The sequence below is a fragment of the Enterobacter sp. AG326 genome (genome assembly GCF_004362415.1).
GTDB classification, from domain to species: domain Bacteria; phylum Pseudomonadota; class Gammaproteobacteria; order Enterobacterales; family Enterobacteriaceae; genus Enterobacter; species Enterobacter asburiae.
In genome coordinates this window covers 1-25,595 of sequence record NZ_SNXG01000007.1, presented here as the reverse complement: position 1 = coordinate 25,595, position 25,595 = coordinate 1, and the positions used below count along the sequence as shown (strand labels likewise).

Annotated in this window: 24 protein-coding genes and 1 pseudogene; 5 read left to right on the top strand and 20 right to left on the bottom strand. The window is 58.3% G+C overall.

The genetic code is table 11. The features are described from left to right. Positions 1-10 precede the first annotated feature (10 nt). Positions 11-1,006, bottom strand: a complete 996-nt coding sequence (locus DFO52_RS18335; protein WP_096150957.1) for a COG4158 family protein — start codon at positions 1,004-1,006, stop codon at positions 11-13. After that, positions 1,003-2,523 carry a sugar ABC transporter ATP-binding protein gene (locus DFO52_RS18330; RefSeq protein WP_133550924.1) on the bottom strand — a complete coding sequence of 507 codons (1,521 nt, stop codon included), beginning with the start codon at positions 2,521-2,523 and terminating at the stop codon, positions 1,003-1,005. The genes DFO52_RS18335 and DFO52_RS18330 overlap by 4 nt, the downstream gene beginning before the upstream one ends. A 181-nt stretch (positions 2,524-2,704) precedes the next feature. Here DFO52_RS18330 and DFO52_RS18325 point away from each other — a divergent pair, with 181 nt between their 5' ends. Further along, positions 2,705-4,984 carry an ATP-binding protein gene (locus tag DFO52_RS18325; RefSeq protein WP_133550923.1) on the top strand — a complete coding sequence of 760 codons (2,280 nt, stop codon included), beginning with the start codon at positions 2,705-2,707 and terminating at the stop codon, positions 4,982-4,984. Positions 4,985-5,053: 69 nt separating this feature from the next. Then, entirely contained in the window at positions 5,054-5,377 is a 324-nt protein-coding gene (gene yjdP, locus DFO52_RS18320) for a DDRRRQL repeat protein YjdP (RefSeq protein ID WP_133550922.1), read from the top strand. Between the two features lie 52 nt (positions 5,378-5,429). Here yjdP and phnP read toward each other — a convergent pair whose 3' ends face one another. From phnP to DFO52_RS18240, 16 genes are all read right to left on the bottom strand, one after another. Continuing rightward, on the bottom strand, positions 5,430-6,188 hold the full coding sequence (gene phnP / locus DFO52_RS18315; RefSeq protein WP_133550921.1) for a phosphonate metabolism protein PhnP: 759 nt from the start codon (positions 6,186-6,188) through the stop codon (positions 5,430-5,432). Between the two features lie 9 nt (positions 6,189-6,197). Continuing rightward, the gene (phnO, locus tag DFO52_RS18310; RefSeq protein WP_023310082.1) at positions 6,198-6,632 is read right to left on the bottom strand and encodes an aminoalkylphosphonate N-acetyltransferase; all 435 of its coding nucleotides are present in this window, start codon (positions 6,630-6,632) and stop codon (positions 6,198-6,200) included. Continuing rightward, positions 6,625-7,176 carry a ribose 1,5-bisphosphokinase gene (phnN, locus tag DFO52_RS18305; RefSeq protein ID WP_133550920.1) on the bottom strand — a complete coding sequence of 184 codons (552 nt, stop codon included), beginning with the start codon at positions 7,174-7,176 and terminating at the stop codon, positions 6,625-6,627. The genes phnO and phnN overlap by 8 nt, the downstream gene beginning before the upstream one ends. Next, positions 7,173-8,309 carry an alpha-D-ribose 1-methylphosphonate 5-triphosphate diphosphatase gene (phnM, locus tag DFO52_RS18300; RefSeq protein WP_133550919.1) on the bottom strand — a complete coding sequence of 379 codons (1,137 nt, stop codon included), beginning with the start codon at positions 8,307-8,309 and terminating at the stop codon, positions 7,173-7,175. Before phnM ends, phnN begins: the two co-directional genes overlap by 4 nt. Next, complete coding sequence (gene phnL / locus DFO52_RS18295) at positions 8,306-8,986, bottom strand: phosphonate C-P lyase system protein PhnL (RefSeq protein ID WP_133550918.1); 681 nt, start codon at positions 8,984-8,986, stop codon at positions 8,306-8,308. The genes phnM and phnL overlap by 4 nt, the downstream gene beginning before the upstream one ends. A gap of 9 nt (positions 8,987-8,995) precedes the next feature. Further along, entirely contained in the window at positions 8,996-9,751 is a 756-nt protein-coding gene (gene phnK / locus DFO52_RS18290; RefSeq protein ID WP_029740230.1) for a phosphonate C-P lyase system protein PhnK, read from the bottom strand. After that, complete coding sequence (gene phnJ / locus DFO52_RS18285) at positions 9,748-10,593, bottom strand: alpha-D-ribose 1-methylphosphonate 5-phosphate C-P-lyase PhnJ (protein ID WP_133550917.1); 846 nt, start codon at positions 10,591-10,593, stop codon at positions 9,748-9,750. The genes phnK and phnJ overlap by 4 nt, the downstream gene beginning before the upstream one ends. Next, positions 10,586-11,650, bottom strand: a complete 1,065-nt coding sequence (locus DFO52_RS18280) for a carbon-phosphorus lyase complex subunit PhnI (RefSeq protein WP_133550916.1) — start codon at positions 11,648-11,650, stop codon at positions 10,586-10,588. Before DFO52_RS18280 ends, phnJ begins: the two co-directional genes overlap by 8 nt. Further along, a complete protein-coding gene (gene phnH, locus DFO52_RS18275) occupies positions 11,650-12,234 on the bottom strand; it encodes a phosphonate C-P lyase system protein PhnH (RefSeq protein WP_032662532.1) in 585 nt (194 codons plus the stop codon). The genes DFO52_RS18280 and phnH overlap by 1 nt, the downstream gene beginning before the upstream one ends. Beyond that, on the bottom strand, positions 12,231-12,683 hold the full coding sequence (gene phnG / locus DFO52_RS18270; RefSeq protein ID WP_133550915.1) for a phosphonate C-P lyase system protein PhnG: 453 nt from the start codon (positions 12,681-12,683) through the stop codon (positions 12,231-12,233). The genes phnH and phnG overlap by 4 nt, the downstream gene beginning before the upstream one ends. Next, on the bottom strand, positions 12,684-13,409 hold the full coding sequence (phnF, locus tag DFO52_RS18265; protein ID WP_023310091.1) for a phosphonate metabolism transcriptional regulator PhnF: 726 nt from the start codon (positions 13,407-13,409) through the stop codon (positions 12,684-12,686). 20 nt (positions 13,410-13,429) lie between these two features. After that, entirely contained in the window at positions 13,430-14,209 is a 780-nt protein-coding gene (gene phnE, locus DFO52_RS18260) for a phosphonate ABC transporter, permease protein PhnE (RefSeq protein ID WP_023310092.1), read from the bottom strand. Positions 14,210-14,325: 116 nt separating this feature from the next. Then, complete coding sequence (gene phnD, locus DFO52_RS18255; RefSeq protein ID WP_063144949.1) at positions 14,326-15,342, bottom strand: phosphonate ABC transporter substrate-binding protein; 1,017 nt, start codon at positions 15,340-15,342, stop codon at positions 14,326-14,328. 24 nt (positions 15,343-15,366) lie between these two features. Beyond that, positions 15,367-16,155: a phosphonate ABC transporter ATP-binding protein gene (gene phnC / locus DFO52_RS18250; protein WP_023334215.1), complete on the bottom strand. Its 789-nt coding sequence runs from the start codon at positions 16,153-16,155 to the stop codon at positions 15,367-15,369. A gap of 136 nt (positions 16,156-16,291) precedes the next feature. Further along, the gene (gene yjdN, locus DFO52_RS18245; RefSeq protein ID WP_029740238.1) at positions 16,292-16,729 is read right to left on the bottom strand and encodes a VOC family metalloprotein YjdN; all 438 of its coding nucleotides are present in this window, start codon (positions 16,727-16,729) and stop codon (positions 16,292-16,294) included. Between the two features lie 80 nt (positions 16,730-16,809). Further along, positions 16,810-17,145: a zinc ribbon domain-containing protein YjdM gene (locus tag DFO52_RS18240; protein ID WP_023310096.1), complete on the bottom strand. Its 336-nt coding sequence runs from the start codon at positions 17,143-17,145 to the stop codon at positions 16,810-16,812. A gap of 596 nt (positions 17,146-17,741) precedes the next feature. Between DFO52_RS18240 and crfC the strand changes: the two genes are divergently transcribed. Continuing rightward, on the top strand, positions 17,742-20,096 hold the full coding sequence (gene crfC, locus DFO52_RS18235) for a clamp-binding protein CrfC (RefSeq protein WP_133550914.1): 2,355 nt from the start codon (positions 17,742-17,744) through the stop codon (positions 20,094-20,096). Next, entirely contained in the window at positions 20,093-20,968 is an 876-nt protein-coding gene (locus DFO52_RS18230) for a diguanylate cyclase regulator RdcB family protein (protein WP_054829827.1), read from the top strand. Before crfC ends, DFO52_RS18230 begins: the two co-directional genes overlap by 4 nt. A 51-nt stretch (positions 20,969-21,019) precedes the next feature. Here DFO52_RS18230 and kdgT read toward each other — a convergent pair whose 3' ends face one another. Continuing rightward, entirely contained in the window at positions 21,020-22,012 is a 993-nt protein-coding gene (gene kdgT / locus DFO52_RS18225) for a 2-keto-3-deoxygluconate transporter (protein WP_133550913.1), read from the bottom strand. A gap of 648 nt (positions 22,013-22,660) precedes the next feature. Here kdgT and proP point away from each other — a divergent pair. Beyond that, positions 22,661-24,163, top strand: a pseudogene (proP, locus tag DFO52_RS18220) (glycine betaine/L-proline transporter ProP). Between the two features lie 33 nt (positions 24,164-24,196). Here proP and DFO52_RS18210 read toward each other — a convergent pair. Next, positions 24,197-25,150, bottom strand: coding sequence for a nickel/cobalt transporter (locus DFO52_RS18210; protein WP_133550911.1), 954 nt, complete (start codon positions 25,148-25,150; stop codon positions 24,197-24,199). Between the last annotated feature and the right edge of the window lie 445 nt (positions 25,151-25,595).

The window sequence follows — 25,595 nt, the reverse complement described above, 5'->3', positions numbered from 1 at the left end:
GGTTTTGTTGTTATGCACTTTGATGGTGTCGGGTACGGTATTTGTCGATCAGCACCGCTATGATGATCACCGCCCCTTTGATCACCAGCTGCCAGAAGTAGGAGACGCCCATCAGCGTCATGCCGTTGTTGAGGGTGGCGATGATCAGCGCGCCAACCAGCGTGCCGGTGATCGTGCCGATCCCGCCGACGAAGCTGGTGCCGCCGAGGATCACCGCCGCAATCGCATCCAGCTCGTAGCCCGTGCCGAGGTTACCGTTGGCGCTGTAGAGGCGCGAGGCGCTCATCACGCCGCCAAGCCCGGAGAGCAGGCCGCTCATACCATAGACAAACAGCAGCACCAGCCAGACCTTAATGCCGGTCAGTCGCGCCGCCTGCATGTTGCCGCCCACCGCGTAGATGTGGACGCCGAGCGTGGTGCGGCGCAGGATGAACCAGCACACCGCAATCACCGCAAGGGCAATGACAACCAGCCACGGAATCGGGCCGAGGTAGTTATTGCCGATCCACTCGAAGCTGATGTTGGAGTTAATGACCGTCGTGCCGTCCGCCAGCAGATACGCCGCGCCGCGCAGCGCCGTATAGGTGCCGAGCGTCACGATAAAAGGCGGCAGCCCGGCAAAGGCCACCAGCGCGCCGTTGAACAGGCCCAGCACCATGCCGAGCATCAGTGCGGCCGGAATGGAGAGCATCGCAAATTCAGGGATAAGCGAGACCACCATCGCCGCTACCGCCGTAGTGCCGAGAATCGAGCCCACGGAGAGGTCAATCCCGCCGGTTAAAATGATGAAGGTCATTCCCGCCGCCAGCACAATGTTGATCGACGCCTGACGGGTAATGTTGAGCAGGTTGCTCTCGGTGAAGAAGTTTGGGGCGATAAAGCCAAATACCGCCACAATCAGGATAAGAATCGGCAGGATGCCGACCGTTTGCATCAGATCGCTCATCAGCAATTTTTTGGCGGAGGCGGATTTCGCCACCTGCTGCGGATGGGTTGGAGTTGTCATGATTGCACCGCCTGATGATGAGTGTCGTTCACGCCGGTTGCCAGCGTCATAATGTTTTCCTGAGAGATGTCGCGTCCGTGAAGTTCACCCGCAATACTGCCTTCCCGCATCACGTATACCCGGTCGCTCATGCCTACCACTTCCGGCAGCTCGCTGGAGATCATTAAAATCGCCACCCCTTTGCGCGCCATCTGGTTCATGATGCGGTAGATCTCGCTTTTCGCGCCGACGTCCACGCCGCGCGTGGGTTCGTCCAGGATCAGAATGCGCGGGCCGATGGCCACCCAGCGGGAGATCAGCAGCTTTTGCTGATTGCCGCCTGACAGCCCGCCCGCGCGCACCTGCGAATGGGGCACGCGGATGTTGAGCAATGCAATCGCGTCATCGGAAATCGACTGCGCTTTTTTGCGGTTTAACATACCGAAGGTCGCGTCGCGCTCCAGCGTCGCCATGGTGATGTTCTCCTGCGCCGCCAGCTCCAGAAACAGCCCCTGCTCCTTGCGGTTTTCGGTGAGAAAACCGATGCCGTTTTCGATGGCCGCACGCGGGGAGTGGATCACCACCGGCTCGCCGTCGACCTCAATCATGCCGCCGGTGGCTTTACGCACGCCGAAGATGAGCTGCGCCAGTTCGGAGCGCCCGGCCCCGACCAGGCCCGCCAGCCCGACGATTTCGCCGGAACGTACCTGCAGGCTGCAGGGCTGTACTTTTTTACCGTCGGTGAGGTGGTGGACGTTGAGACGCGGGCTGCCGAGGGGAATATCACGCTCTTTGTTGAACAGGTCGCTTAACGGGCGGCCCACCATCATGCGCACCAGCTCGGAGGCGTTTAGCTTGTCGCGCGTCAGGCTGCCGACGTACTGACCGTCGCGCAGAACGCTGACGCGATCAGAAAGTTCATACACTTCCGCCATGCGGTGGCTGATATAGATGATCGCCATCCCTTCATCGCGCAGGCGCAAAATCAGTTCGAACAGGCGGTGGGTTTCCCGCGAGGAGAGGGCGGCGGTGGGTTCATCCATCACCAGAATGCGGCTGTTGCGGTGCAGCGCGCGGGCGATTTCCACCTGCTGCTGCTCGGCGATGGTCAGCTTCATCACCAGGTCGGTAGCATTGAACTGTGCGCCGAGGCGCTCAATCACCGCCTGCGCCTGGGCGGCCATCTCTTTGCGCTGCACCATCCCGCCGCGCGACAGCTCGCTGCCAAGAAAGATATTTTCGGCAACGGTCAGGTTGGGCGCGAGCTGCATCTCCTGATAAATCAGGGTAATGCCTGCGGCCAGCGCATCTTTCGGCCCTTTAATGTGAAACGGCTGACCGTCGATCAGGATCTCACCGCTGGTGGCGGTATAGGCTCCCGCGAGGATTTTCATCAGCGTGCTTTTTCCCGCGCCGTTTTCGCCCATCAGCGCGTAGATCTCTCCGGGGAAGACCGTCAAATCCACACCCTTGAGCGCGTGGAAACTGCCAAACGTTTTGGCAATGCTGCGCATCTCTAATACCGGGGTTCTGCTCATGGCGGATCTCCTGCAAATGCCGATATCTGCACTTCATCACAGGTGCGTAAATGCAAAATGTCAGAAGCTGTTCATATTTGTCATAGTTATGAATAGCTAATCGCCGTCACATTTCTCTTTTCCCTCTCCCCGTGGGAGAGGGCCAGGGTGAGGGCACCAAACCGCAGAGGAGCCCAAACCCATGCCATCACGCCCCCCCTTTTTCGCCAGCGCCCGAGGCCGCCTGCTGATTTTTAATCTGCTGGTGGTCGCCGTGACGCTAATGGTGAGCGGCGTGGCGGTGCTCGGCTTTCGTCACGCCAGCCAGATCCAGGAGCAGGTTCAGCAGCAAACGCTGGACGATATGACCGGAAGCATGAACCTGGCCCGCGATACCGCCAACGTGGCGACGGCGGCGGTGCGGCTTTCACAGGTCGTCGGGGCGCTGGAGTACAAAGGCGAAGCCGAGCGCCTGAAGCAGACGCAAATGGCGCTGCGCCGCTCGCTGGAACAGCTTGCGGATGCGCCGCTGGCGCAGCAGGAGCCGGCGCTGGTGGCGCGCATTATTCAACGAAGCAATGAGCTACAGCAGAGCGTGACGGAGATGCTTGAGCGCGGCCAGCGCCGCCATCTGGAGCGTAACGCGCTGCTGAGCTCGCTGTACCAAAGCCAGAGCTACCTGCGTCATCTGCAGGACATCAACCGCCGCTATGGCAGCAAAGTACCGGATGCGCAGCAGCTGATGGAGATGGACCGGCTGATCGCCGCCGCCATCGACACCCCTTCGCCGCGCGCGACCGTTCAGCAGCTGGACGCCGTGGCCGCAGCGCTGCCCCGGAGTGCCGTACAGCCGGTCGTGAAGGGGGTTCTGCCAGATTTTAATGCCGAGTTAAGCAAGCTCGCCCCGCTGTCGAAGCAGCTGGAAGAGAGCGATCTGGCGATAAGCTGGTATATGTTCCACATCAAGGCGCTGGTGGCGATCCTCAACAGCGACATTAATCAGTACGTCGGGCAGGTGGCGCAGGCCTCCCGGCTTCGCACGGCCCAGAGCCATCACGAGCTGCAGTCCATCAGCGTGTTTATCAGCTTCTTCGCCGTGCTGGCGCTGATCATCACCGGGTGCGCCTGCTGGTATATCTACCGCAATCTGGCCTCTAACCTGACGGCGATTTCCCGGGCGATGTCGCGCCTTGCTCACGGCGAGCAGGATGTCTCCGTTCCCGCCCTCCAGCGGCGCGATGAGCTGGGCGAGCTGGCGCGCGCGTTTAACGTTTTTGCCCGCAATACCGCCTCGCTTGAGCACACCACGCGCCTGCTGAAAGAGAAAACCACGCAGATGGAGATCGACCGCGTAGAGCGTCAGGGGCTGGAAGAGGCGCTGCTGCACAGCCAGAAGATGAAGGCGGTCGGACAGCTGACCGGCGGGCTGGCGCATGATTTTAACAACCTGCTGGCGGTGATCATCGGCAGCCTTGAACTCACCGACCCCGAATCGAAAGACGCGCCACGCATTACCCGGGCGCTGAAGGCGGCCGAGCGTGGTGCCTTACTGACGCAGCGCCTGCTGGCGTTTTCCCGCAAGCAGTCCCTGACGCCGCATGCGGTAGAGATGCTGCCGCTGCTGGAGAACCTCCGGGAACTGATGCGCCACTCCCTGCCTGCCACCCTGACTCTGGAGATTGAAGCGCAAACCCCGGCCTGGCCCGCCTGGATTGACGTCAGCCAGCTGGAAAACGCCATCATCAACCTGGTGATGAACGCGCGCGATGCGATGGAAGGGCAAAGTGGGGTGATTAAAATCCGGACCTGGAATCAGCGCGTCACCCGCAGCGACGGGCGCAGGCAGGATATGGTGGCGCTGGAGGTGATTGACCGCGGCAGCGGCATGTCGCAGGAGGTGAAATCCCGGGTCTTTGAACCGTTCTTCACCACCAAGCAGACCGGAAGCGGAAGCGGGCTGGGCCTGTCGATGGTCTACGGCTTTGTCCGTCAGTCCGGCGGTCGCGTGGAAATTGAAAGCGCGCCGGGGCAGGGAACGACCGTCCGGCTTCATCTCCCGCGCTCCGTGCTGCCCGCCGCGGCGGACGATGAAGCGCTGTCAGCCACCGCCTCCGTCGATAGCGAGCGGCTGGTCCTGGTGCTGGAAGATGAAGCCGATGTTCGGCAAACCCTGTGCGAGCAGCTGCATCAGCTCGGCTACCTGACGCTGGAAGCGGACAACGGCGAGCAGGCGCTGAATATGCTGGAGGTTTCACCGGATATTGGCATGTTTATCAGCGACCTGATGCTGCCCGGCAGCCTCAGCGGCGCCGAGGTGATTAACCATGTGCGCAGCCATTACCCCCAGCTTCCTGTGCTGCTGATCAGCGGTCAGGATTTACGGCCCGCGCATAACCCTCAGCTGCCGGACGTCCAGCTACTGCGCAAGCCGTTTACGCGGGTGCAGCTGGCGCAGGCGCTGCGCAAGGTCATTGTAATTTGAGATTCCTCCGCTACCTCAGTGCTCCGCCGTTCATTATCGTAAAGCCAGTTCACCTGCGAGTCTGGCCTTATGAAACGTTACTCAACTGCTCTGTTATTTGGTCTGCTGTCACTCAGCAGCCAGCTGGCTCATGCCGATATTGTTGATGATGCTATTGGCAACATTCAGCAGGCGATCAACGATGCCTATAACCCCAGCAGCAGCCGCAGCAATGACGACGACGATCGTTATGACCGCAGCCGTCAAATCGACAGTCGCCAGTACGACGATCGCCGTCGGCAGCTTGAAGACAGACGTCGCCGTCTCGACGAGCGTCAGCGTCAGTTGGATGACGATCGCCGTCGGTTAGAAGAAGATGAGCGCAGGTTAGAGGACGATTACGATCGAGGTTAAGTGCGGCCTGTTGCCCTCACCCCAACCCTCTCCCACGGGAGAGGGAGAAAACCTAATCCAGCACCAGCACCATCCCGTCATAGCCCGCTTCTATGCCCTGCGGCAGCGGATTATCCATCATCCAAACGTCAAACTGATGGCTGATATGCGTCAGGATCACCTGCGGGCAGCCAATTATCTCGTTTAACGCAATCACGGTATTTAAGTCGCAATGGTTTCGCGGCGTTTCCTCGCGTGGCTCATGGCTGCAGTCGATAATTATTGCCTGCGGCTGGTTGTTGAGCAGGAACTTCACCGTTTTCTCCGGCAGTCCGGCGGTGTCGGAGAGCCAGGCCACGCGGCTGTGGGCCGATTCCAGCAAATACCCGAAGGTCAGTTTTGAATGGTTGAGCGGCAGCGGCGTAACCCGCATTCCCTGAAGTTCAAACATCACAAACGGTTCGACCGTGTGGCTAAAATCCAGAATCCCCGGGTGTTTAAACAGGTCGTCGCAGCCCGCTTCGTCCGGCGGACCGTAAACCGGAATCGTCGCCCCAACGCCCCAGCGCAGGGGGAAGAGACCCTGAACGTGATCCATATGGTAATGGGTGAGCAAAAACTGCTGGAAGCTGCCCGCCGGCCAGTCGTCCATCAGGTGCGGAATGCCCGCGTCCAGCAGCGTCACCGCATCGTTGAATTTGACCACCGCGCTGCAGGGGCGACGGCGATAGTTGTCCTGCAGGCGCGCCCGGCGGCAGGCCGCGCAGTCGCAGCCAAAGACCGGCACCAGCTGGGCGCCACCGGTTCCCGTCAACGTGATGGTCAGACTCATAACGCACCTCTACAGCGGTTTGGTGAATCGGAAATGGCTCTGCGTGTATCCTTCACGAACGTAAAAACGGTGCGCGTCTGTGCGCTTCACGCTGGTGGAAAGTTCTGTCAGCTCCGCGCCGGCCTGTCGTGCCACCTCTTCCGCCCAGGCCAGCAGCTGGCTGCCCACCTTTAACCCGCGCGCCTGCGGCATCACCACCAGCTCCTGGATCTCGCCGATCCAGCGCGCGTGATGGAGGTGAAACTGCATGTGCAGACCGATCATGCCGATGACCTGTCCCTCTCTCTCCGCAAGCTGGTAGCGCATGTTGCGATCCTGCAGATTGGCAAGAAACCCGGCGTGGAACGCCTGATGGTCGAACTCTGCCTGCTTCAGTTCGCAGATCAGGGCATAGACAATCTGCGCATCGTCGGCGGTAGCGGGGCGAAGCTGGCAGTCAGGCATGCTGTTTCTCCTTCTGACGGATAAGCGATAAAAAGGTATCGACTGACTGTAGCAAACTTCCGTCGTTATTGAGGATGTGGCAGTCGGACGGGGCATAGCGGGCCGCACGCTCAAGCCGCTGATCGATCTCACGTGCTGATTCACGCCCCCGACTCTGCAACCGGCTGCGCAGGACGTCCGGCGAAACCTGCAGGCAGACCGGCAGCAGGGCCGCCTCATAGCGGGCGCGCGCTTGTGGCAGATGCGCGCGCGAGCCGTTAACCAGCACGTCAAAACCCGCGTGCAGCCAGAGGTCGATCTCAATGCCGACACCGTAATAAAAGCCGTTGGCGTGCCAGCTCAGCGCCAGCAGGTTTTGCCCGGCGCGGGTAAAAAACTCCTGCTCGCTCAGGGCGATATGGTTTTCACTTCCGGCGTTGGCCGCGCGGGTTATGTACCTGTGCGCTACCAAAAGCCGCGCGTGTTCCTGCTGCCGCAGCGCCGACAGCAGGCTATCCTTACCGGAGCCTGACGGCCCCATCAGCCAGATGAGCCTTCCCATCAGAACACCCTTTTTCCCTGACGCCAGACGTGGTCGATATGAACGTGCTCGCCCTTGCGGTGGGCGAGTACCAGGTCCGCGCGTTTACCCTCGGCGATTTCCCCGCGATCCTGAAGGTTAAGCGCGGTGGCCGGGTTTTTCGTCACCAGACGAATCGCCTGCTGCAGCGTAAAGCTGTTGCTCTCATCGTCGGCAACCCGAAACGCCGCATCCAGCAGGCTGGCGGGGTAGTAGTCGGACGAGAGAATATCCAGCAGGCCGAGCGAGGCAAGCCTGCTTGCCGCGACGTTACCGGAGTGCGAGCCGCCGCGCACGATGTTCGGTGCGCCCATCAGCACGTTCATGCCGTGCCTGCGTGAGGCTTCAGCCGCTTCAAACGTGGTGGGAAATTCGGCGATCACGCTGCCAAGCTGGTGGGATTCGCGCACGTGATCGTGCGTGGCGTCGTCATGGCTGGCCAGCGCAATATTACGGTCCCGGCACATCGCGGCAATCCTGAGACGGTTTGGCTGCGACCACTGCGCCGCAAGCGCCAGCTGCTCTTCCTCGTAGCGCGCCATCTCTGTGTCGCTGAGAGAATATTTGCCCTGATAATATTCGCGATACTTTTCAATGTTGGCGAACTGGCGCTGCCCCGGCGAGTGGTCCATCAGGGAGACCAGCGAGACCGGCTCGCGCCCGACCAGCTTTTCAAACAGCGGCAGGGTGGTGTGGTGCGGCAGCTCGCAGCGCAGGTGCAGACGGTGCTCGGCGCGGTTGAGGCCGCGTTTTTGCGTCTCCTCCACGGCGTTGATCATTTTCTCGAGATTCTCCAGGCGGTCGCCGCCGTCGCGCACGTCGCCAATCGCCACCGCGTCAAGCACGGTGGTAATGCCGCTGGCGACCATCAGCGCGTCGTGGCTGCTCATCGCCGAATGGGCGGGCCAGTCCACCTTCGGGCGCGGGGTGAAGAATTTGTCCAGATTATCGGTATGCAGCTCAATCAGCCCCGGCAGCAGCCAGCCGCCTTCGCCGTCCATCGCTTCAGGGGCACGGCTCTGGGTTTCGGCAAAGGCGCGAATAACGCCTTCATGGACTTCAACCGAGCCATCAACGACTTCATTTTCCAGCACCAGCCTGACGTTATTGATAATCATGCGTTTGTCCCCATCGGGTGCAATCTGTCCGCCACGCGGCTGCGTACGGTTTCGTCGTGGAAGATCCCGACGATCGCCGCGCCGCGCGCTTTGGCCTGCTCGATCAGCTCCACCACGGCGGCGCTGTTTTTATCGTCGAGCGAGGCGGTGGGTTCATCCAGAAGTAAAATCGGGTAGTCGACAATAAAGCCGCGGGCAATATTGACGCGCTGCTGCTCGCCGCCGGAAAAGGTCGACGGGGCGAGATGCCACAGGCGCTCCGGCACGTTGAGGCGCGTCAGCAGGCTGGCGGCTTTGGCGGCGCAGGTTTCACGCGGCACGCCGAGATCCAGCAGCGGCTGCATCACCACGTCCAGGGCGGAGATCCGCGGGATCACCCGCAGAAACTGGCTGACCCAGCCGATCGTCGTGCGGCGCACTTCCAGCACCTTACGCGCGGGGGCCTGCACCAGATCGACCCATTCATCGTTGTGGCGAATGTGAATGTGGCCTTCGTCCGGCAGGTAGTTGGCGTACAGGGAGCGCAGCAGGGTGGATTTTCCGCTGCCGGAATGGCCGTGCAGCACCACGCATTCGCCGCTGCTGACCTCTAGCGAGGCATTTTGCAGCACCGGCAGGCGCACGCCGTTTTGCTGGTGGAGCACAAAGGTCTTACTTACGTTTTGTACGTGGATCATGTTGGCCTCTTAATTCTGTAATACCGAGGACACCAGCAGCTGGGTGTACGGATGGTGCGGATCGTCGAGCACCCGGTCGGTTAACCCACTTTCCACCACCTGGCCCTGCTTCATTACCAGCAGGCGGTCCGCCAGCAGGCGCGCAACGCCCAGATCGTGGGTGACAATCACCACCGCAAGGTTCAGCTCCACCACCAGGCCGCGCAGCAGGTCGAGCAGGCGCGCCTGCACGGAGACGTCCAGCCCGCCGGTGGGTTCATCCATAAACACCAGCTTCGGGTGGGTGACCAGGTTGCGGGCAATCTGCAGGCGCTGCTGCATCCCGCCGGAGAAGGTTGTCGGCAGGTCGTCGATGCGCGAGGCGGGGATTTCCACCTCTTCCAGCCAGTGCTGGGCGGTGGCGCGGATGTTGCCGTAGTGGCGCGCGCCGGTGGCCATCAGGCGTTCGCCGATGTTGCCCCCGGCGGAGACCTGACGGCGCAGGCCGTCCATCGGGTGCTGATGCACCACGCCCCACTCGGTGCGCAGCAGGCGACGGCGCCCGGCCTCGCTCATGCCGTAAAGGGATTGGCCCTCATACAGAATGTCGCCGTTCTGCGGCGTCAGGCGCGCGGAGATGGACTTCAGCAGGGTGGTTTTGCCGGAGCCGGACTCGCCGACGATCCCCAGAACCTCGCCCGGCCACAGCTCGAACGACACGTCGCTAAAGCCTTTGCCCGGCGCATAAAGGTGAGTCAGGTTATTAACCGAAAGCAGCGGTTTCATTGGCCGTTCGCCTCGCTCTGTTGGCGGCAGTAATCGGTGTCGGAGCAGACAAACATCCGTTTGCCCGTGTCGTCCAGCACCACTTCGTCCAGATAGCTGTGTTTGGATCCGCAGATGGCGCACGGCTCGTCCCACTCCTGCACCGTAAACGGGTGATCGTCGAAATCCAGGCTTTCCACGCGGGTGTAAGGCGGGACGGCGTAGATGCGCTTTTCGCGCCCGGCGCCGAACAGCTGCAGGGCGGGCATCATGTCCATCTTCGGGTTATCGAATTTCGGGATCGGCGACGGGTCCATCACGTAGCGCCCGTTCACCTTCACCGGGTAGGCGTAGGTGGTGGCGATATGGCCGAAGCGGGCGATGTCTTCATAGAGTTTGACCTGCATGACGCCGTACTCTTCCAGCGCGTGCATGGTGCGGGTTTCCGTTTCGCGCGGCTCGATAAAGCGCAGCGGCTCCGGGATCGGCACCTGGAAAATCAAAATCTGATCTTCAGCCAGCGGGGTTTCCGGGATGCGGTGACGGGTCTGGATCAGCGTCGCGTCTTCGGTTTTTTCGGTGGTATTAACGCCGGTGACGCGCTGGAAGAAGCTGCGGATCGACACGGCGTTGGTGGTGTCGTCGGCGCCCTGATCGATGACCTTCAGCACGTCCGACTCGCCGATCACGCTGGCGGTGATCTGAATACCGCCCGTGCCCCAGCCGTAGGGCATCGGCATTTCGCGGCCGCCGAACGGCACCTGATAGCCCGGAATGGCCACCGCTTTAAGTATCGCGCGGCGGATCATGCGTTTGGTTTGCTCATCCAGATAGGCAAAGTTGTAGCCGCTTAAGTTAGCCATTGGCGCGCTCCCGTTGCAGGCGTTTCAGCAGTTCCAGTTCGGCCTGGAAATCGACGTAGTGCGGCAGCTTGAGGTGCGAGACAAAACCGGCGGCCTCAACGTTATCCGCGTGGGCCAGCACGAACTCTTCGTCCTGCGCCGGGCCTGCAACGTGCTCGCCGTAGTCCGGCGCCTGCAGGGCGCGGTCGACCAGCGCCATTGCCATGGCCTTGCGCTCGCCGAGGCCGAATACCAGCCCGTAGCCGCGGGTAAAGTGCGGGTCTTCGTCTTCCGGGGCGACGAAACCGTTCACCATTTCACACTCGGTCATCAGCAGTTCGCCGACGTTTACGGCAAATCCCAGCTCTTCCGGTACGATCTGGACGTCGATGTAGCCGCTGCGAATTTCGGCTGCAAACGGGTGGTTGCGCCCGTAGCCGCGCTGGGTGGAGTAGGCCAGCGCCAGCAGGTAGCCTTCGTCGCCGCGCATCAGCTGCTGCAGGCGGGACGAGCGCGAGCACGGGTAAACCGGCGGCGTGCGGGTGATGTCATCCGGCTGCGCGCCTGAGTCTTCCTCCGCCTTCGCCAGGCCCTGTTTTGCCAGCATGCTGAAGACGTGCGGAGACGGTTCTTGTTCGGCGTCGGAGGTGCTCAGCTGTGGCGCTTCGCCGTTCGCCAGCAGGGTAAAATCCAGCAGGCGATGGGTGTAGTCGTAGGTCGGGCCAAGCAGCTGGCCGCCGGGGATGTCTTTATAAACGGCAGAAATGCGGCGCTCCAGGCGCATCTCCGCCGTGTTCACCGGCTCGCTGACCGCCAGTTTGGCAAGCGTGGTGCGGTAGGCGCGCAGCAGGAAGATGGCTTCCACGTTATCGCCGCTGGCCTGCTTCAGGGCCAGCGCCGCCAGCTCGCGGTCGGCGATGCCGCCCTCGGTCATCACGCGGTCGACGGCGAGGTTTAGCTGCTGTTCAATCTGGGCGACGCTCAGCTCGGGAAGCCGTTCATCGCCCCGTCGTCTGTGCGCCTGTAGCGCATGGGCGGCGGCGATGGCCTTCTCGCCCCCTTTGACGGCAACGTACATCAGCACACCTCCACGTGGGTGGTCCGCGGAATTGCCAGCAGGCGCTCGCCGCAGGTCAGGATCAGGTCAATGCCCAGCGGGAACGGGTGCGGGCGTTCGGTCAGCTCGTGAATGATGCACTCCGGCAGCTGCGGCGCGACCATGCGCTCGTCGGCGATGCCTGCCCCCGTGAGGCGCAGCATGCGGCCGCCGCTCAGGCTGGAGACCTGCAGGATCAGCGTGGCGCTGGTCTCCGGGGCGACGGCGCTGCCTTCGCTCAGGGCATTTAATTGTTCATGGCTGATTTGCTCGTCGGCCACGGCAAAAACCGCCTGCTGGGGCTGATCGACCAGCGGGGCGCTGGTGTGAAAACGCAGGTTCTGGCTGGCGATATCGTTCGACAGCGCGCCCGAGAGCCACACCGGAGTGTCGTTATCGGCAAGCGTCAGCAGCACGCTGGTGGTCGCCAGGTTCAGCGGCAGCCAGCCCTGGGAGAGCTGGTGCAGCGAGACGATCACGCCCGGCTCGCTCATCGCCTTCAGCAGGCGACGAAAACTGTGTTGGGCATCCTGGACGGCCAGGGTAAAAGCAGGTTGAAGCGTCATGCGTTGTCTCCGCGAACGAGCGTAAAGAAGTCGACCCGGCTGGTATTCACTTCGGCCTGACGTGCGGCAATGCGCGCGGCGCGGTCGGCTTCCAGCGGGGCAATAAGGGTTTCCATTAACGTCTGGAAATAGGGTTGTTCCTGTAAAAGCGCGTCGATTACCGCGCAGCGCTCGGCGTGCGCTTTGTCGCGCCCCAGCACGTAGCTGTAGCCCAGCATGCCGCTGTTCAGGCGGATCGCAGCGCGGGTGAGGGTGGCGTCTCCGGCGAAAAAGCGCTCGCCGGTGCCGCCCATGCGCGCCTGGATCTGGACGAGGCCGATCTCCGGGGCGCGAAGGGTGTCGTAGTCTGGCGTCAGGCTGAGCGCGTTCATGCGGGCAGCCAGCGCAGCTGGCTGGCTGTGGGCCAGCACGCGCATCCAGCGCTGTCGGGTGGCGGTGTCGAAGTGCATTCAGTGCTCCATGGTGAATTCGATCATGTCGGCGCGGGTCAGGCTGACGGAGTATTCCGTCGCGTTGATCTCGCCGTCACGGTGGTTGAGGGTGCGCACGCAGAGCAGCGGGGCCATATTGGGAATTTCGAGCACCTTGCTCTCTTTCGCCTGCGCGCGACGGGCGCTGATGCGCGTCTGGGTGCGCTTGAGCGCAATGCCTGTCGCATCCTGAAGAAAATCATGCAGCGAGCCGCTGGAGAAATGCTGGAGCACGGGCCAGAGGGCGAGGTCCGCAAAGTAGTGGTCTATCTGGCATACCGCCACGCCGTTAACGCGACGCAGGGTACGCAGGTGAATGACGTCGTCGCCCTCCTGAATGCCCAGCGCGTCCGCCACGTGGCTGGAGGCCGGACGCAGCACCGAGAGCAGCTTTTCGCTAGTCGGATGGCTGCCCTGATCCAGCAGGTTCTGGCTAAAGCGCGCCTGGGCGTTCAGCGGGTAGTCGAACGGGCGCATCAGCACCAGCACGCCCACGCCCTGACGGCGCTGGACCCAGCCGCGCTCGACCAGCTGGTCAATGGCGCGACGCAGGGTGTGGCGGTTCACCTCATAGCGGTCGGCAAGCTGCTGCTCGGCGGGCAGGTAGTCCCCGCAGCGGTAGTGCGTGCGCAGCTCCACTTCGAGCTTTGCCGCAATCTCTTGCCAGCGGGTAGGGTAACTGGTCGGATGTCTGGATAAGTGCATAGAAAACAAAGCCTCGCTTCTCAGATGAAGTGCTTACGCAAACGTTGAGAGAGGAAATCCAGCAGGCTGACGGTGACGATGATGAGCACCATCAGGGCGCAGGTTTGCTGGAACTGGAAACCGCGAATCGCTTCCCACAGGGTGACGCCAATCCCGCCTGCGCCCACCATGCCGACCACCGTCGCGGAGCGGACGTTGGACTCAAAGCGGTAGAGGGAGTAGGAGATCAGCAGCGGCATCACCTGTGGCAGGACGCCGTAAAGGATCTCTTCTATTTTGTTGGCGCCCGTTGCGCGGATGCCTTCCACAGGCCCGGGCTCAATGGCTTCGACCGCTTCAGAAAGCAGCTTGGAGAGCACGCCGGTGGTGTGGATGAACAGTGCCATCACGCCGGCGAACGGACCCAGGCCAACGGCGACCACGAACAGCATCGCAAAGACCATTTCATTGATGGCGCGGCAGGCGTCCATCAGGCGACGCATCGGCTGGTATATCCACCACGGCACGATGTTTTCGGCGCTCATCAGGCCAAACGGAATGGAGAGAACGACGGCAAGGGCGGTGCCCCAGACGGCGATTTGCAGGGTGACCGCCATTTCGCTGAGATAGTCCTGCCACTGGCTGAAGTCCGGCGGGAAGAAGTCGGCGGCGAAGGTCGCCATGTTGCCCGCGTCTTTGAAGAGCAGCAGCGGATCCATTTCCGCGCCCTTCCAGGAGATAACCAGCACCGCCAGCAGAATGGCCCAGCTTATGAGCGAGAACCAGCTGCGCTTTGGCGGTGGGAGGGTGATGGTTTGCATGTTGGCTCCTTTGGGTTTAGTCCCCTCTCCCTTGAGGGAGAGGGTTAGGGTGAGGGGAAATGTGCGCGCTGATGCCCTCACCCCGCCCCTCTCCCACGGGGAGAGGGAGAAAGGCACTACTGCACCGCTTTATTCACGCTCGTCATCGCACCGAGCGCGGCGGTCAGGCGGTCGAGGTCTTCCAGCTGGGCCTGAATGGTGGCCACTTTGCTGGTCTTCTCCTCGTCCTTCAGCCCTTTGTTGTCCTTCACGCCCTGCATCTCTTTAAACAGCGCCAGCTGGCGAATCGGGACCAGCTGCAGGTCGCTTGACGGGCGGAACGGTGCCCAGCCCAGACGCGCCAGGACCGCTTTCTCTTCCGGCGTTTTGCCATAGGTCATAAAGAAGTCGTACACCTTGTCCTTGGTGCTCTCGGAGAGATTTTTACGCCAGACGATCGGGTCGCCCGGGATCAGCGGCGATTTCCAGATAACCTTGATCTCTTTCAGCTTGTCCGGCGCGGAGGTCTTGAGCTTGTCGAGGTTCTCGGTGTTGTTGGTAGCAACGTCCACCTGCTTGTTGGCCACGGCCAGGGCGTTGGTTTCGTGGCTGGCGTTCACCGTGCGTTTGAAGTCGCTGGCGGAGGCGTTGTTTTTGGCGAAGACGTAGTAGCCAGGGACAAGGTAGCCGGAGGTCGAGTTCGGGTCGCCGTTGCCGAAGGTCAGCTCTTTGCGTTTGGCGAGCATGTCGTTGAGGTTGTTGATCGGGCTGTCTTTGTTCACGATCAGCACGCTCCAGTAGCCCGGGGAGCCATCTGCCGCGACGGTCTGGGCAAACACCTGGCCGTTCGCGCGGTCCACCGCTTCCATGGCGGAGAGGTTGCCGTACCAGGCGATGTCCACTTTATTAAAGCGCATCCCCTGGATGATGCCCGCGTAGTCCGGGGCGAAGAAGGCGTTCACTTTGATTCCCAGCTTGGTTTCCATATCTTTCAGGAACGGTTCCCACTGAGGCTTCAGGTTCTGCTGTGATTCCGTCGAAATAATGCCGAAGTTCAGCGCTTTTTCCTGCTCTTCCGCATACGCCGGGCTTAACAGGGTGCTGAGGCTGAACATGCTGGTAAAGGCCAGCGCGGCAACGGCTTTGTAGCTCATGTACTTTCCTCGGATCGGGTTTAATTAAGCAGCCTGCGCGTTCTCTTCGACGCGGTTAATGCTGCGGTAGAGATGGTCAAAACGTTCGTTATCAAACTGATGGCTCGCGCCATCAAAGAAAACGTGTCCCTGACGCAGGGCGACAATGCGTTCGCAGTAGCGCAGGGCGTAATCCACCTGATGCAGCGTGACCACCACGGTGATGCCGTCGTTCTGGTTAATGTCGCGCAGGGTTTCCATCACGATGCGGGCGGACTCCGGGTCCAGCGAGGCAATGGGTTCGTCAGCGAGAATGATTTGCGCTTTTTGCATCAGGGCGCGGGCAATCGCCACGCGCTGCTGTTGTCCACCGGACAGGGTGGAGACGCGCTGATGGGCAAAATGCGCCATGCCGACGCGGGTCAGCGCCTGTAAGGCTTCCTGCTTCTGCGAAGGGGAGAACCAGCGCAGACAGGTGCGCCAGAACGGGGTACTGCCGAGCGCGCCAATCAGCACGTTCTCCAGCACCGTCAGACGGTTCACCAGGTTGAACTGCTGGAAGATGTAGCCCGTCTGGGCGCGGCTCTTGCGGATATCGCTGGCGAGACGCCCCGCGCGCTGCACGGTATTGCCCAGCAGCTCGACGTGGCTTTCCGGCGTTTTATCGCAGGTGATAAGACCGCTTAAATGACGCAGAAGGGTGGATTTACCGGAACCGGATGGCCCCAGCAGCGCCACCATTTCGCCCTGCTGGACGGTCAGATCAACGGCATGCAGAGCCTTATTGTGATTGAAGGTCTTGCTCAGTTTCTCGACGCGGATGACGGTTTGCATGTGCTGGGCCTCACGATAAATGTGGCCTCATGCTGGCGCATCAATGTGACATTTGGGTTAAGTCTGGGTTGCGGGAGTTTGAAGAGTTGAGCGGAGTTTGATGACAGGCGGAGGCAGACGGCCCTCCGCCAGAAGATTAGTGCTGCTGCTTAACGACGTTAATCATCCACGGCACGCCGTATTTATCGGTGACTTTACCGAAACCGTGCGCCCAGAAGGTTTCCTGCCAGGCCATTTCGATATTCCCGCCCGCGGCGAGGTTGTCAAACCAGCGCTTGCCTTCATTAACGTCCTGGGTATCGAGTACCAGCGTGAAACCCGCGTACTGCGCGTTGCTGCCCGGCGGCATCCCGTCGCTCATCATGATATCGCTGCCCGCAATGCGAACGTTGGAGTGAGCGATAGCCGAATCCGGAAATTGCATACCGGACGGACAGCCTTCATCGCTGTTATCGCTTTTTGGCATTTCGCCGAAGGTGATTTTATAGAGAAGCTCTGCGCCGACGGCTTGCTGGTAGAAAGAAGTGGCTTCTGCACAGTTGCCGGCGAACGAGATGTAGGGACTTAACGGCATAATCTTTACCTCACGTAAGAAAAGCTCGTTAAGTGTAGTTCCCGAAAGCCCGGTAAGCGAAGCGCCACCGGGCGGGTAAATCAGTTCTTTTTCACGAACTCTGATTTCAGCTTCATCGGACCGAAGCCGTCAATTTTGCAGTCGATATTATGATCGCCTTCAACCAGACGGATATTCTTCACTTTGGTGCCGATCTTCAGCATGGAAGAACTGCCTTTCACTTTCAGGTCTTTAATCACGGTTACGCTGTCGCCGTCCGCCAGCAGATTGCCGTTCGCATCTTTGACGACAAGTGCATCAGCATCGTGTGATGGTTCGGCATCATTCCATTCGTGAGCGCATTCCGGGCAGATGAACATGCCATTATCTTCATAGGTGTATTCAGAATTGCATTTTGGGCAATGTGGGAGTGACATATCGGTATCCTCAAAAAAGTGTAAACGCGCTGGAAAGTGCCAGCTAAATGACGGCAGCGTGCCGAAAAAGGCGGCAAGTATAGCGCAAATCCACACGGTTGTCGGTGATATTGTGAATTAAAAAAATGCAAAAAGCGTATCGGGAGTGACACTTCCTGTCAGTCAGTTAAGCGATGCTTACGTCATTAACACGGTGGAAAAGAATGGGTGCTAAATATATCGAATATTTTATTGTGGCAAATTGCTACGCTCCGCCATTTCGGATAAGGTGAAGCGACACATTGTTATTTATCTCCTGACTTCGCTGCCATCCATATCTTTTGGCAGGGGCGTATTACCTCTCTTTTTAGGTGGGTAAATAATGATGATATATCCTGAAGTTTCTTAAAATTGGGCTACGCTTTTTTCCTTTGGCCGTCAGGCCAGGAGGGGAGCTATACACGCCATGCAAGGATAGCGAATTATTTCTGATTATCATCAATCAGTTATATTTCGGCGAACATGTTTCCACACGTGATCATATAAGCCTGAACAACATAATTAATACCAGTGGCTTAATAAAAGTAATAAATTTGCGTTAAGGAAAGGCTTTTATCATGCACACACAGACCATTTTTGAATTAAGCCAGGAAGCTGAGCGTTTGTTACAGCTCGCCCTGCAAAATCTTGATACGTTGAAATCAATGCCGACTGCGATGCTGGAGAGCACAGCGGCTGCCATTACGGGTGAAAAGAACAACGTTTTACCTTTGCATTTTAGTGCGCGCGGTGTCGAAGCGCAGCAGGCGATGCTGAATAATGAATTACGGAAAATAACCCGGCTGGAAATGGTCCTCGCTATTGTTGGCACCATGAAAGCGGGGAAATCGACCACCATTAATGCGATTGTGGGTACCGAAGTGTTGCCGAACCGCAATCGTCCGATGACGGCGCTACCTACCCTGATTCGCCATACGCCGGGTCAGAAGGATCCGGTGCTGCATTTCTCACATGCCTCGCCGATTGATGAATTGATTCAACTGCTTCAGAAAAAGCTATGCGATTACGATCGCGGGAAGCTGGCCCAGCGTCTGGAAATTGATAAAGACATGAATACGCTGCTGGAGCGCATTGAAAAAGGAGAAGCTTTTGAGAAGCATCACCTGGGCGCGCAGCCGATATTTCATTGTCTGAAAAGCCTCAACGATCTGGTGAGACTTTCCCAGGCGCTAGGCGTGGAGTTTCCCTTCTCTGAATATGCCGCCATCGAACATATTCCGGTGATTGAAGTGGAGTTCGTGCATCTTGCGGGTCTGGATGCTCACCTCGGACAGCTGACGCTGCTCGATACGCCCGGGCCGAATGAGGCCGGACAGCCGCATCTGCAAAAAATGCTCAGCGAACAGTTGTCCCGCGCGTCGGCGGTGCTGGCCGTGATGGATTATACCCAGCTTAAATCCATCTCTGATGAAGAAGTCCGCCAGGCCATTTCCGCGGCGGGAAAATCCGTGCCGCTGTATGCCCTGGTCAATAAATTCGATCAGAAAGATCGCAATAGCGATGATGAAGAGCAGATCCGGGCGATGATCTCCGGCACCTTAATGAAAGGCAATATTTCGCCTGGCCAGATCTACCCCGTTTCGTCCATGTGGGCCTATCTGGCAAACCGCGCTCGCTACGAGATGAGTACCCACGGACAGCTACCGGATCATCAGGAGCAACCCTGGGTGCAGGATTTTGCCGAAGCGGCGCTTGGGCGGCGCTGGCGTACGGCGGACCTGGACGATATCGATCATATTCGTCATTCTGCCGATTTGCTCTGGGAAGATTCGCTTTTCGAACAACCGATACGCAAGCTGATTTACGCCGCCTATGCCAATGCCTCGCTTTACGCGCTGCGTTCGGCCTCGCATAAGCTGCTCAACTACGCACAAAATGCCCGGGAGTACCTCGACTTCCGCTATCAGGGGCTGACGGTTGCCTTTGAGGCGCTGGAACTGAATATCGCACGTCTGGAAGAGGATATGGCGCTTCTCCAGACGCGCCAGAGCGTGGTGAGCGATGAGGTGAAACATGAAGTTGAGGAGGCGCTGAACGCTACCGCGGACTTTATGGGCGCCCAAAAAACCGCGCTTAACCAGGCGATTGGCGAGGTGTTCAGCGCTCAGCATATTCTTGATTTGGCTGGCATCGATCGGCAGAACCCTCACGGTGACGAGCCGCACGAGCTGAAGCAGCTGGTTCTGGACGATGAAGGGAAGGCGCAGATCGCGCTGAGTAAAATCCGCTCCTCCTGCGAACGGGTGATGCTGGATGCACAGACGAAAATCTGCCGGGAGCTGGCGTTACGCTTCGACCAGCTTGAATCTACGCTGGCGCGTTCCCTGAACGAAGCCATGCGCCCCATCGAAACGCGTATTAAAGAGCATCTGAGCCATGCGGGTTTTCGGGCGCGAATCAGTTTCCCGGCGTTTCAGGCTCACCAGCTTAACTTCAACACGCGGGCGCTTTTTAATGATGCAATAGCGCAGGATGACAGCCAGGCAGGCCCGTCATCAGGCGGGAGCAGTATGCGAGAAACGGTCTCTCGCTGGCTCAATAACCCGGGCTGGGGCTGGGATGAGTATGTGGAAACGCGCACGCGATATGTTATCGATATTGCGCAGCTACATGACAAATTTAAGCAACATATTGAGCTGTTTTGTGAACAAATACGTAAAGCTTTGTCCGCGCAGGTCGATGTCTCTGTTACGGCAGGAATGGCGACGTTCTTTGCAGAATTTTCGCTGTGCCTGACCGGGTTACAGGAAAGCTTGCGTGATAGCCTCGCAGTGCGTCAACAGAATGAGCATTCAACCCGAGCGCTCTGCCAGCTGTTGAAGCAAAGTATTACGACTGCGACGTGGATACAGGAAGATACCCGACTGTTACGCGATGATATTCAAACTCTATTCGCGGCAGAGCAACCATGACAACACCACTACTGGACGGCCCCGGGCGAACGCTGGAGTGTATTAATCCAAAATTTATGGTCGATCTGGTTCAGGGTGTGGACGCAGCGCGTCATCCTCACCTGGGACCACAACAGCTTCAGTTTCGTGAGCGTTTGACTCAGGAAATCATGACGCATACCCGGCTACGCCCCTGGGCGATGGCGGGTATGCTCAATGAAAATGCAGCGCTGCGCCTGGGGCTGGCGGAAAAACTGGCCGGTATGCTTGACCCGGGTCACCTCGCGCTGACGCTGATGGCAGAGAAACTGATTGCTTTGCGCCAGCAGACTCACCCGCGCGCCCAGCAGTCCCCGGGGCTGATGCAGCAGTACGCTGAACTCGCTTCTCATTTTACCCAACGCGCCGCCTATAAAGAGAAGGCACTAACCCAGCGCGGGCTGACGGTGCAGGCGGGCGAGCACAGCGAGCAGATTTTTACCCGCTGGCGGGCCGGGCATTATGATGGCTGGTCGCTGGCCGGGCGCTGTTTTATCGTCCTGGAAGAGCTGCGCTGGGGGGCATTTGGTGACGCATGCCGCCTCGCGAATGAAGATGTGGCGGCAATGCTTAAGGATAACCTGCGCAGCATGGCGGCTAACTATCTGGCACAGGGCATCAATGCGTCCCCCACGACCCGCCATTTCTATCACCAGTGGCTGACAACGCCGGCCTCTCCGGGTTTAATCGATCATAAAGACATGCTGGGCTGGCTGGGGGACTGGTGTCAGGCGGATCAACATCCGGTGAGCTGGTCAGTCACGCAAAACTGGCAGACCGTCGCGCTGGGTATGCCAAGGCTCTGTTCGGCAAAACGGCTGGTGGACGCGATGGTGGAAGAGATTTTTGGGTAAACCCCTTATCGCTCACCCTCTCCCCGTTGGGAGAGGGAATGGTGCGGTGTGTTAATGATTCATTTCTATCGGCTTCGGTTCAGGCAGGGTCTCTTGCATATTCCCGTAGCGTTTCGCATACAGCGCCGTGATGATGGGGACCAGAATCGCGGTGACAATTACGCTCGCGGCAACCAGTGCCGTCGCTGAAGCGGCGACCGGTTCGAAGGCCGGGTTAATTTGGGCGATAATCACCGGGTTTGCTACAGCAGCCCCCGCGGCTGAAGAGGCGGCGACGCCGGCCGTGCCGTTTCCTCCTCCGATTACGCGGTCGGCAATAATCAGCGGAATACCGGTGATGACGATCACGGCGACACCCAGCACAATGCCCAGCAGGCCGGTGTCGAGAATGACCTTCAGGTTGATGGTGTTCCCCAGTGCGAAACCGAAGAATGGGATCAGCACCGGCGTGGCTTTGCTGAAGAAATCACGCAGATCGTGGTCGAGATTGCCAAGGGCGAAACCGACCAGGAAGGGCAGGATCGCGCCGACAAAGTGGTGGGGTTCAAACGAGGCCAGGCCAGCAGACCCCAGGATCAGCATCGTCATCAATGGGCCGGACTCCAGAGACATCAACACAAATGCGCCGGACTCTTCTTTCGTTCCGTACTGGTTCATCAGGCTTGCGTACAATCCGCCGTTGGTCATATCCATTGCCGAGACAATCGCCAGGACCGATAAACCCGCAAAGAACCCGGTCTGAATTCCATTCTCCGGAATGAACATCGCGCATATCATTGCCACCACCCAGGCTACCGCTATTTTGGTGATCACCAGCGTTCCGGATTTCCGTAATACTGTCCCCGTTGCCCGCAAATTAATGGATGCGCCGATACAAAAAAACCAGACGGCAAGAATGGGAACCGTGCCTGTTATCATGCCTTTTGTGAAACCACCGAAATAGGCTCCGGTATCGGGAGCAAGAGTATTCAGGATGGCGCCCAGCACCAGCGGAACCAGCATCATGCCGCCGGGTATACGTTCTATCGTGGCTTTAATCTTCATAGACAAACCTCACATCGGATCCCGCAGGACGGGTGATAGGTGTTAGAAATTAGTCAATAAATTCAATTGATTGCTCGTATTGCTTGCGGTCTTTTTTCGATAATCCTGCAACATAATTAAATGTGTGCTCCCGATTAACCTCATTCAGAAACACATAAAACGCTGAATTCGGATTTATGATGCGATCATTGGAATATTGATTCAATGAAAATAAAACATCGTTTTAGTTATCTTTATCACATATTCAATGTAAAATTTGAGGCCGGTTCCTGTTGATGAAAATTTATGTAAACCTGATGTGAATTAACGTGGTTTGTTTTTCCGTTAAGAAAGAAATAATGACGCGCGGGAGGATGTTCTTTAGGCGGGGTAAGGATGTGCTTATTGGCACTCCTTGACAAAAATTGGACTGAGTTGACGAGACGCGAAAATATGTGTGAAGTTGATCACAAATATAAACGCTGGTAGGGTAAAAAGGTCATTAACTGCCCAGGCAGGCGTCAACAGGTTCGGTTGTATCGACGTAAAACGTCAATGTAAGTAAACCTGCTACGCTTGAATAAGGCGATTCGCATGGAGCGGATCCCATGGTTCACAGAACGCTAACTGGACTGTGAAACAGACAGGGCCGAGTCAACGAGGATAGCTATGCTGAGAAGGAAAAAGATTAAACCCATCACGCTTCGCGACGTCACCATTATTGATGACGCAAAGCTGCGTAAAGCCATTACCGCAGCCTCGCTCGGTAATGCGATGGAATGGTTCGATTTTGGTGTCTACGGCTTTGTGGCCTATGCGTTAGGTAAAGTGTTTTTCCCCGGGGCCGATCCCAGCCTGCAGATGATTGCCGCACTGGGTACGTTCTCCGTTCCCTTCCTGATTCGCCCGCTGGGCGGTCTGTTCTTCGGTATGCTCGGCGATAAATATGGTCGTCAGAAGATCCTGGCCATCACCATCGTCATTATGTCGATCAGTACATTCTGTATCGGTCTTATACCTTCTTACGCCACCATCGGCATTTGGGCACCCATTCTCCTGCTGATTTGTAAGATGGCGCAGGGCTTCTCCGTCGGCGGTGAATATACCGGTGCCTCGATCTTCGTTGCCGAGTATTCCCCGGACCGTAAGCGCGGATTTATGGGGAGCTGGCTGGACTTCGGCTCGATTGCCGGGTTTGTCATGGGCGCAGGCGTAGTCGTGCTGATTTCAACCGTGGTGGGTGAAGATAACTTCCTCGACTGGGGCTGGCGTGTCCCGTTCTTCCTGGCACTGCCGCTGGGGATAATTGGTCTTTACCTGCGTCATGCGCTTGAGGAGACGCCTGCTTTCCAGCAGCACGTCGAAAAACTGGAACAGGGTGACCGCGAAGGGCTGCAGGATGGTCCGAAGGTGTCGTTCAAAGAGATTGCCACTAAGCACTGGCGCAGCCTGCTGACCTGTATTGGTCTGGTGATTTCGACCAACGTGACCTACTACATGCTGTTGACCTACATGCCGAGCTATCTGTCGCATAACCTGCACTACTCGGAAGATCACGGTGTGCTGATTATTATCGCCATCATGGTGGGTATGCTGTTTGTGCAGCCGATTATGGGCCTGTTGAGTGACCGTTTTGGTCGTCGACCGTTCATTATCTTGGGAAGCGTTGCGCTGTTTGCTCTGGCCATTCCGGCATTCATACTGATTAATAGCGATGTGCTGGGGCTGATTTTTGCCGGTCTGCTGATGCTGGCGGTGATCCTTAACTGCTTTATCGGGGTGATGGCCTCAACGTTGCCCGCGATGTTCCCGACGCATATTCGCTACAGCGCGCTGGCCGCTGCCTTTAATATCTCGGTGCTGATTGCCGGTCTGACCCCGACGCTTGCCGCCTCGCTGGTCGAGAGCACGCAGAACCTGATGATGCCGGCTTATTACCTGATGGTGATTGCGGTGATTGGTTTGATTACCGGCCTTACCATGAAGGAGACGGCTAATCGCCCTCTGAAAGGCGCAACGCCTGCGGCGTCTGACATCCAGGAAGCGAAAGAGATCCTGCGCGAGCACTACGATAACGTAGAGCAGAAGATTGAGGATATTGACGCAGAGATTTAAGAGCTGCAGAAAAAACGCTCCCGACTGGTGGACCAGCATCCACGCATCAACGAGTAATAAACAAACCCGCCAACGGCGGGTTTTCTTTTATTAGCATCCGGCAGCGATGTAGTCACCATTGGCGCTGACGGGGATCACCGTCAGAAACAGCACCGTCGCGAACAGGATCAGGACTACCCCTCCGGCTATTTTGACTGCCGGTACGAGCCATTTCAATGAGGCGCTTTCTCCGAACCAGCTCACCGTGCGCTCGCGGGCGTAGCGTACTGCCAGTGAAAGCCCCACGATAGAAAGCGCGGTTCCCAAAGACATGGTCATGACCGCGGCTACTCCCCAGGTGACAATGCCCAGCGCGTTCGAAAACATCAGAATCATGATCGCCCCGCTGCACGGGCGTGCGCCAATCGCCAGAATCACGCCCAGACGGGTTTTCCAGTCGCCCTGCGTCAGGTCTGTACCTACGCCGTGATGGCCGCAGCCACAGTGTTCATCGTGCTGATGAAGCGGCTTGATGGCGGAGATAGACATCCTGCGTGGACGCAGGCTCTTCAGCGCCTGATAAATGACAAAAGCACCGAATGCGCCAATAAGCACTGCGCTTATCTTCTCCACGTACCAGCGGCTGGTACTAATATCCCCGGAGGCGAGGTTAAACCCTACCGCCAGAATAAAGACAAACAGAATGGCGCTGACGCCCTGCATCAGGCTACCCAGAAAGGGGACGACCCGGGCGGCCAGCTCGCTTTCCTTATTGGTGGTCAGATAGGTCGTCACGATGAATTTTCCGTGTCCGGGTCCGATGGCGTGAAGGACACCATAAAGGAAAGCCCCCGTTAACAGCCATAATCCGCCGCTGTACTGGTGGTTATTAAGCTGCAGCAGATACATCACCAGATAGCGGTGCAGCGTAATTTGCGTGGCGAGACACCACTGGATAAAGGCGTTCCAGTGCGCATGCAGGGTAAAAACGGCAAAGAGGAGTGCCAGCAGCATCACTCCTGCAGTAGGGAGACGCCAGTCGCGGGCGAGGCGTTGTGTGGTCATGAGGGTGGGCCTGCATAGAGGAGAATATTTGCCGCTAGTATAGTTGATCTTCTCGCTCAATTCGTGGGATCGCATCGCGATCCGCTCATGATTGTGGATAACTTTGTGCATAAAAGGGTATAAGGCGGCGTTTTGCTGTGGAATGCAGCAGTCAGTCATTTTTCTGTCATTTAGCGGTTGCGGCCTGCTGAGAACTCCCTATAATGCGCCTCCATCGACACGGCGGATGTGAATCACTTCACAGACAACCCGGTCGGTTGAAGAGAAAAAATCCTGAAATAACGGGTTGACTCTGAAAGAGGAAAGCGTAATATACGCCACCTCGCAACGGTGAGCGAAAGCCGCGTTGCACTGCTCTTTAACAATTTATCAGACAATCTGTGTGGGCACTCAAAGTGACATGGATTCTTAACGTCGCAAGACGAAAAATGAATACCAAGTCTCT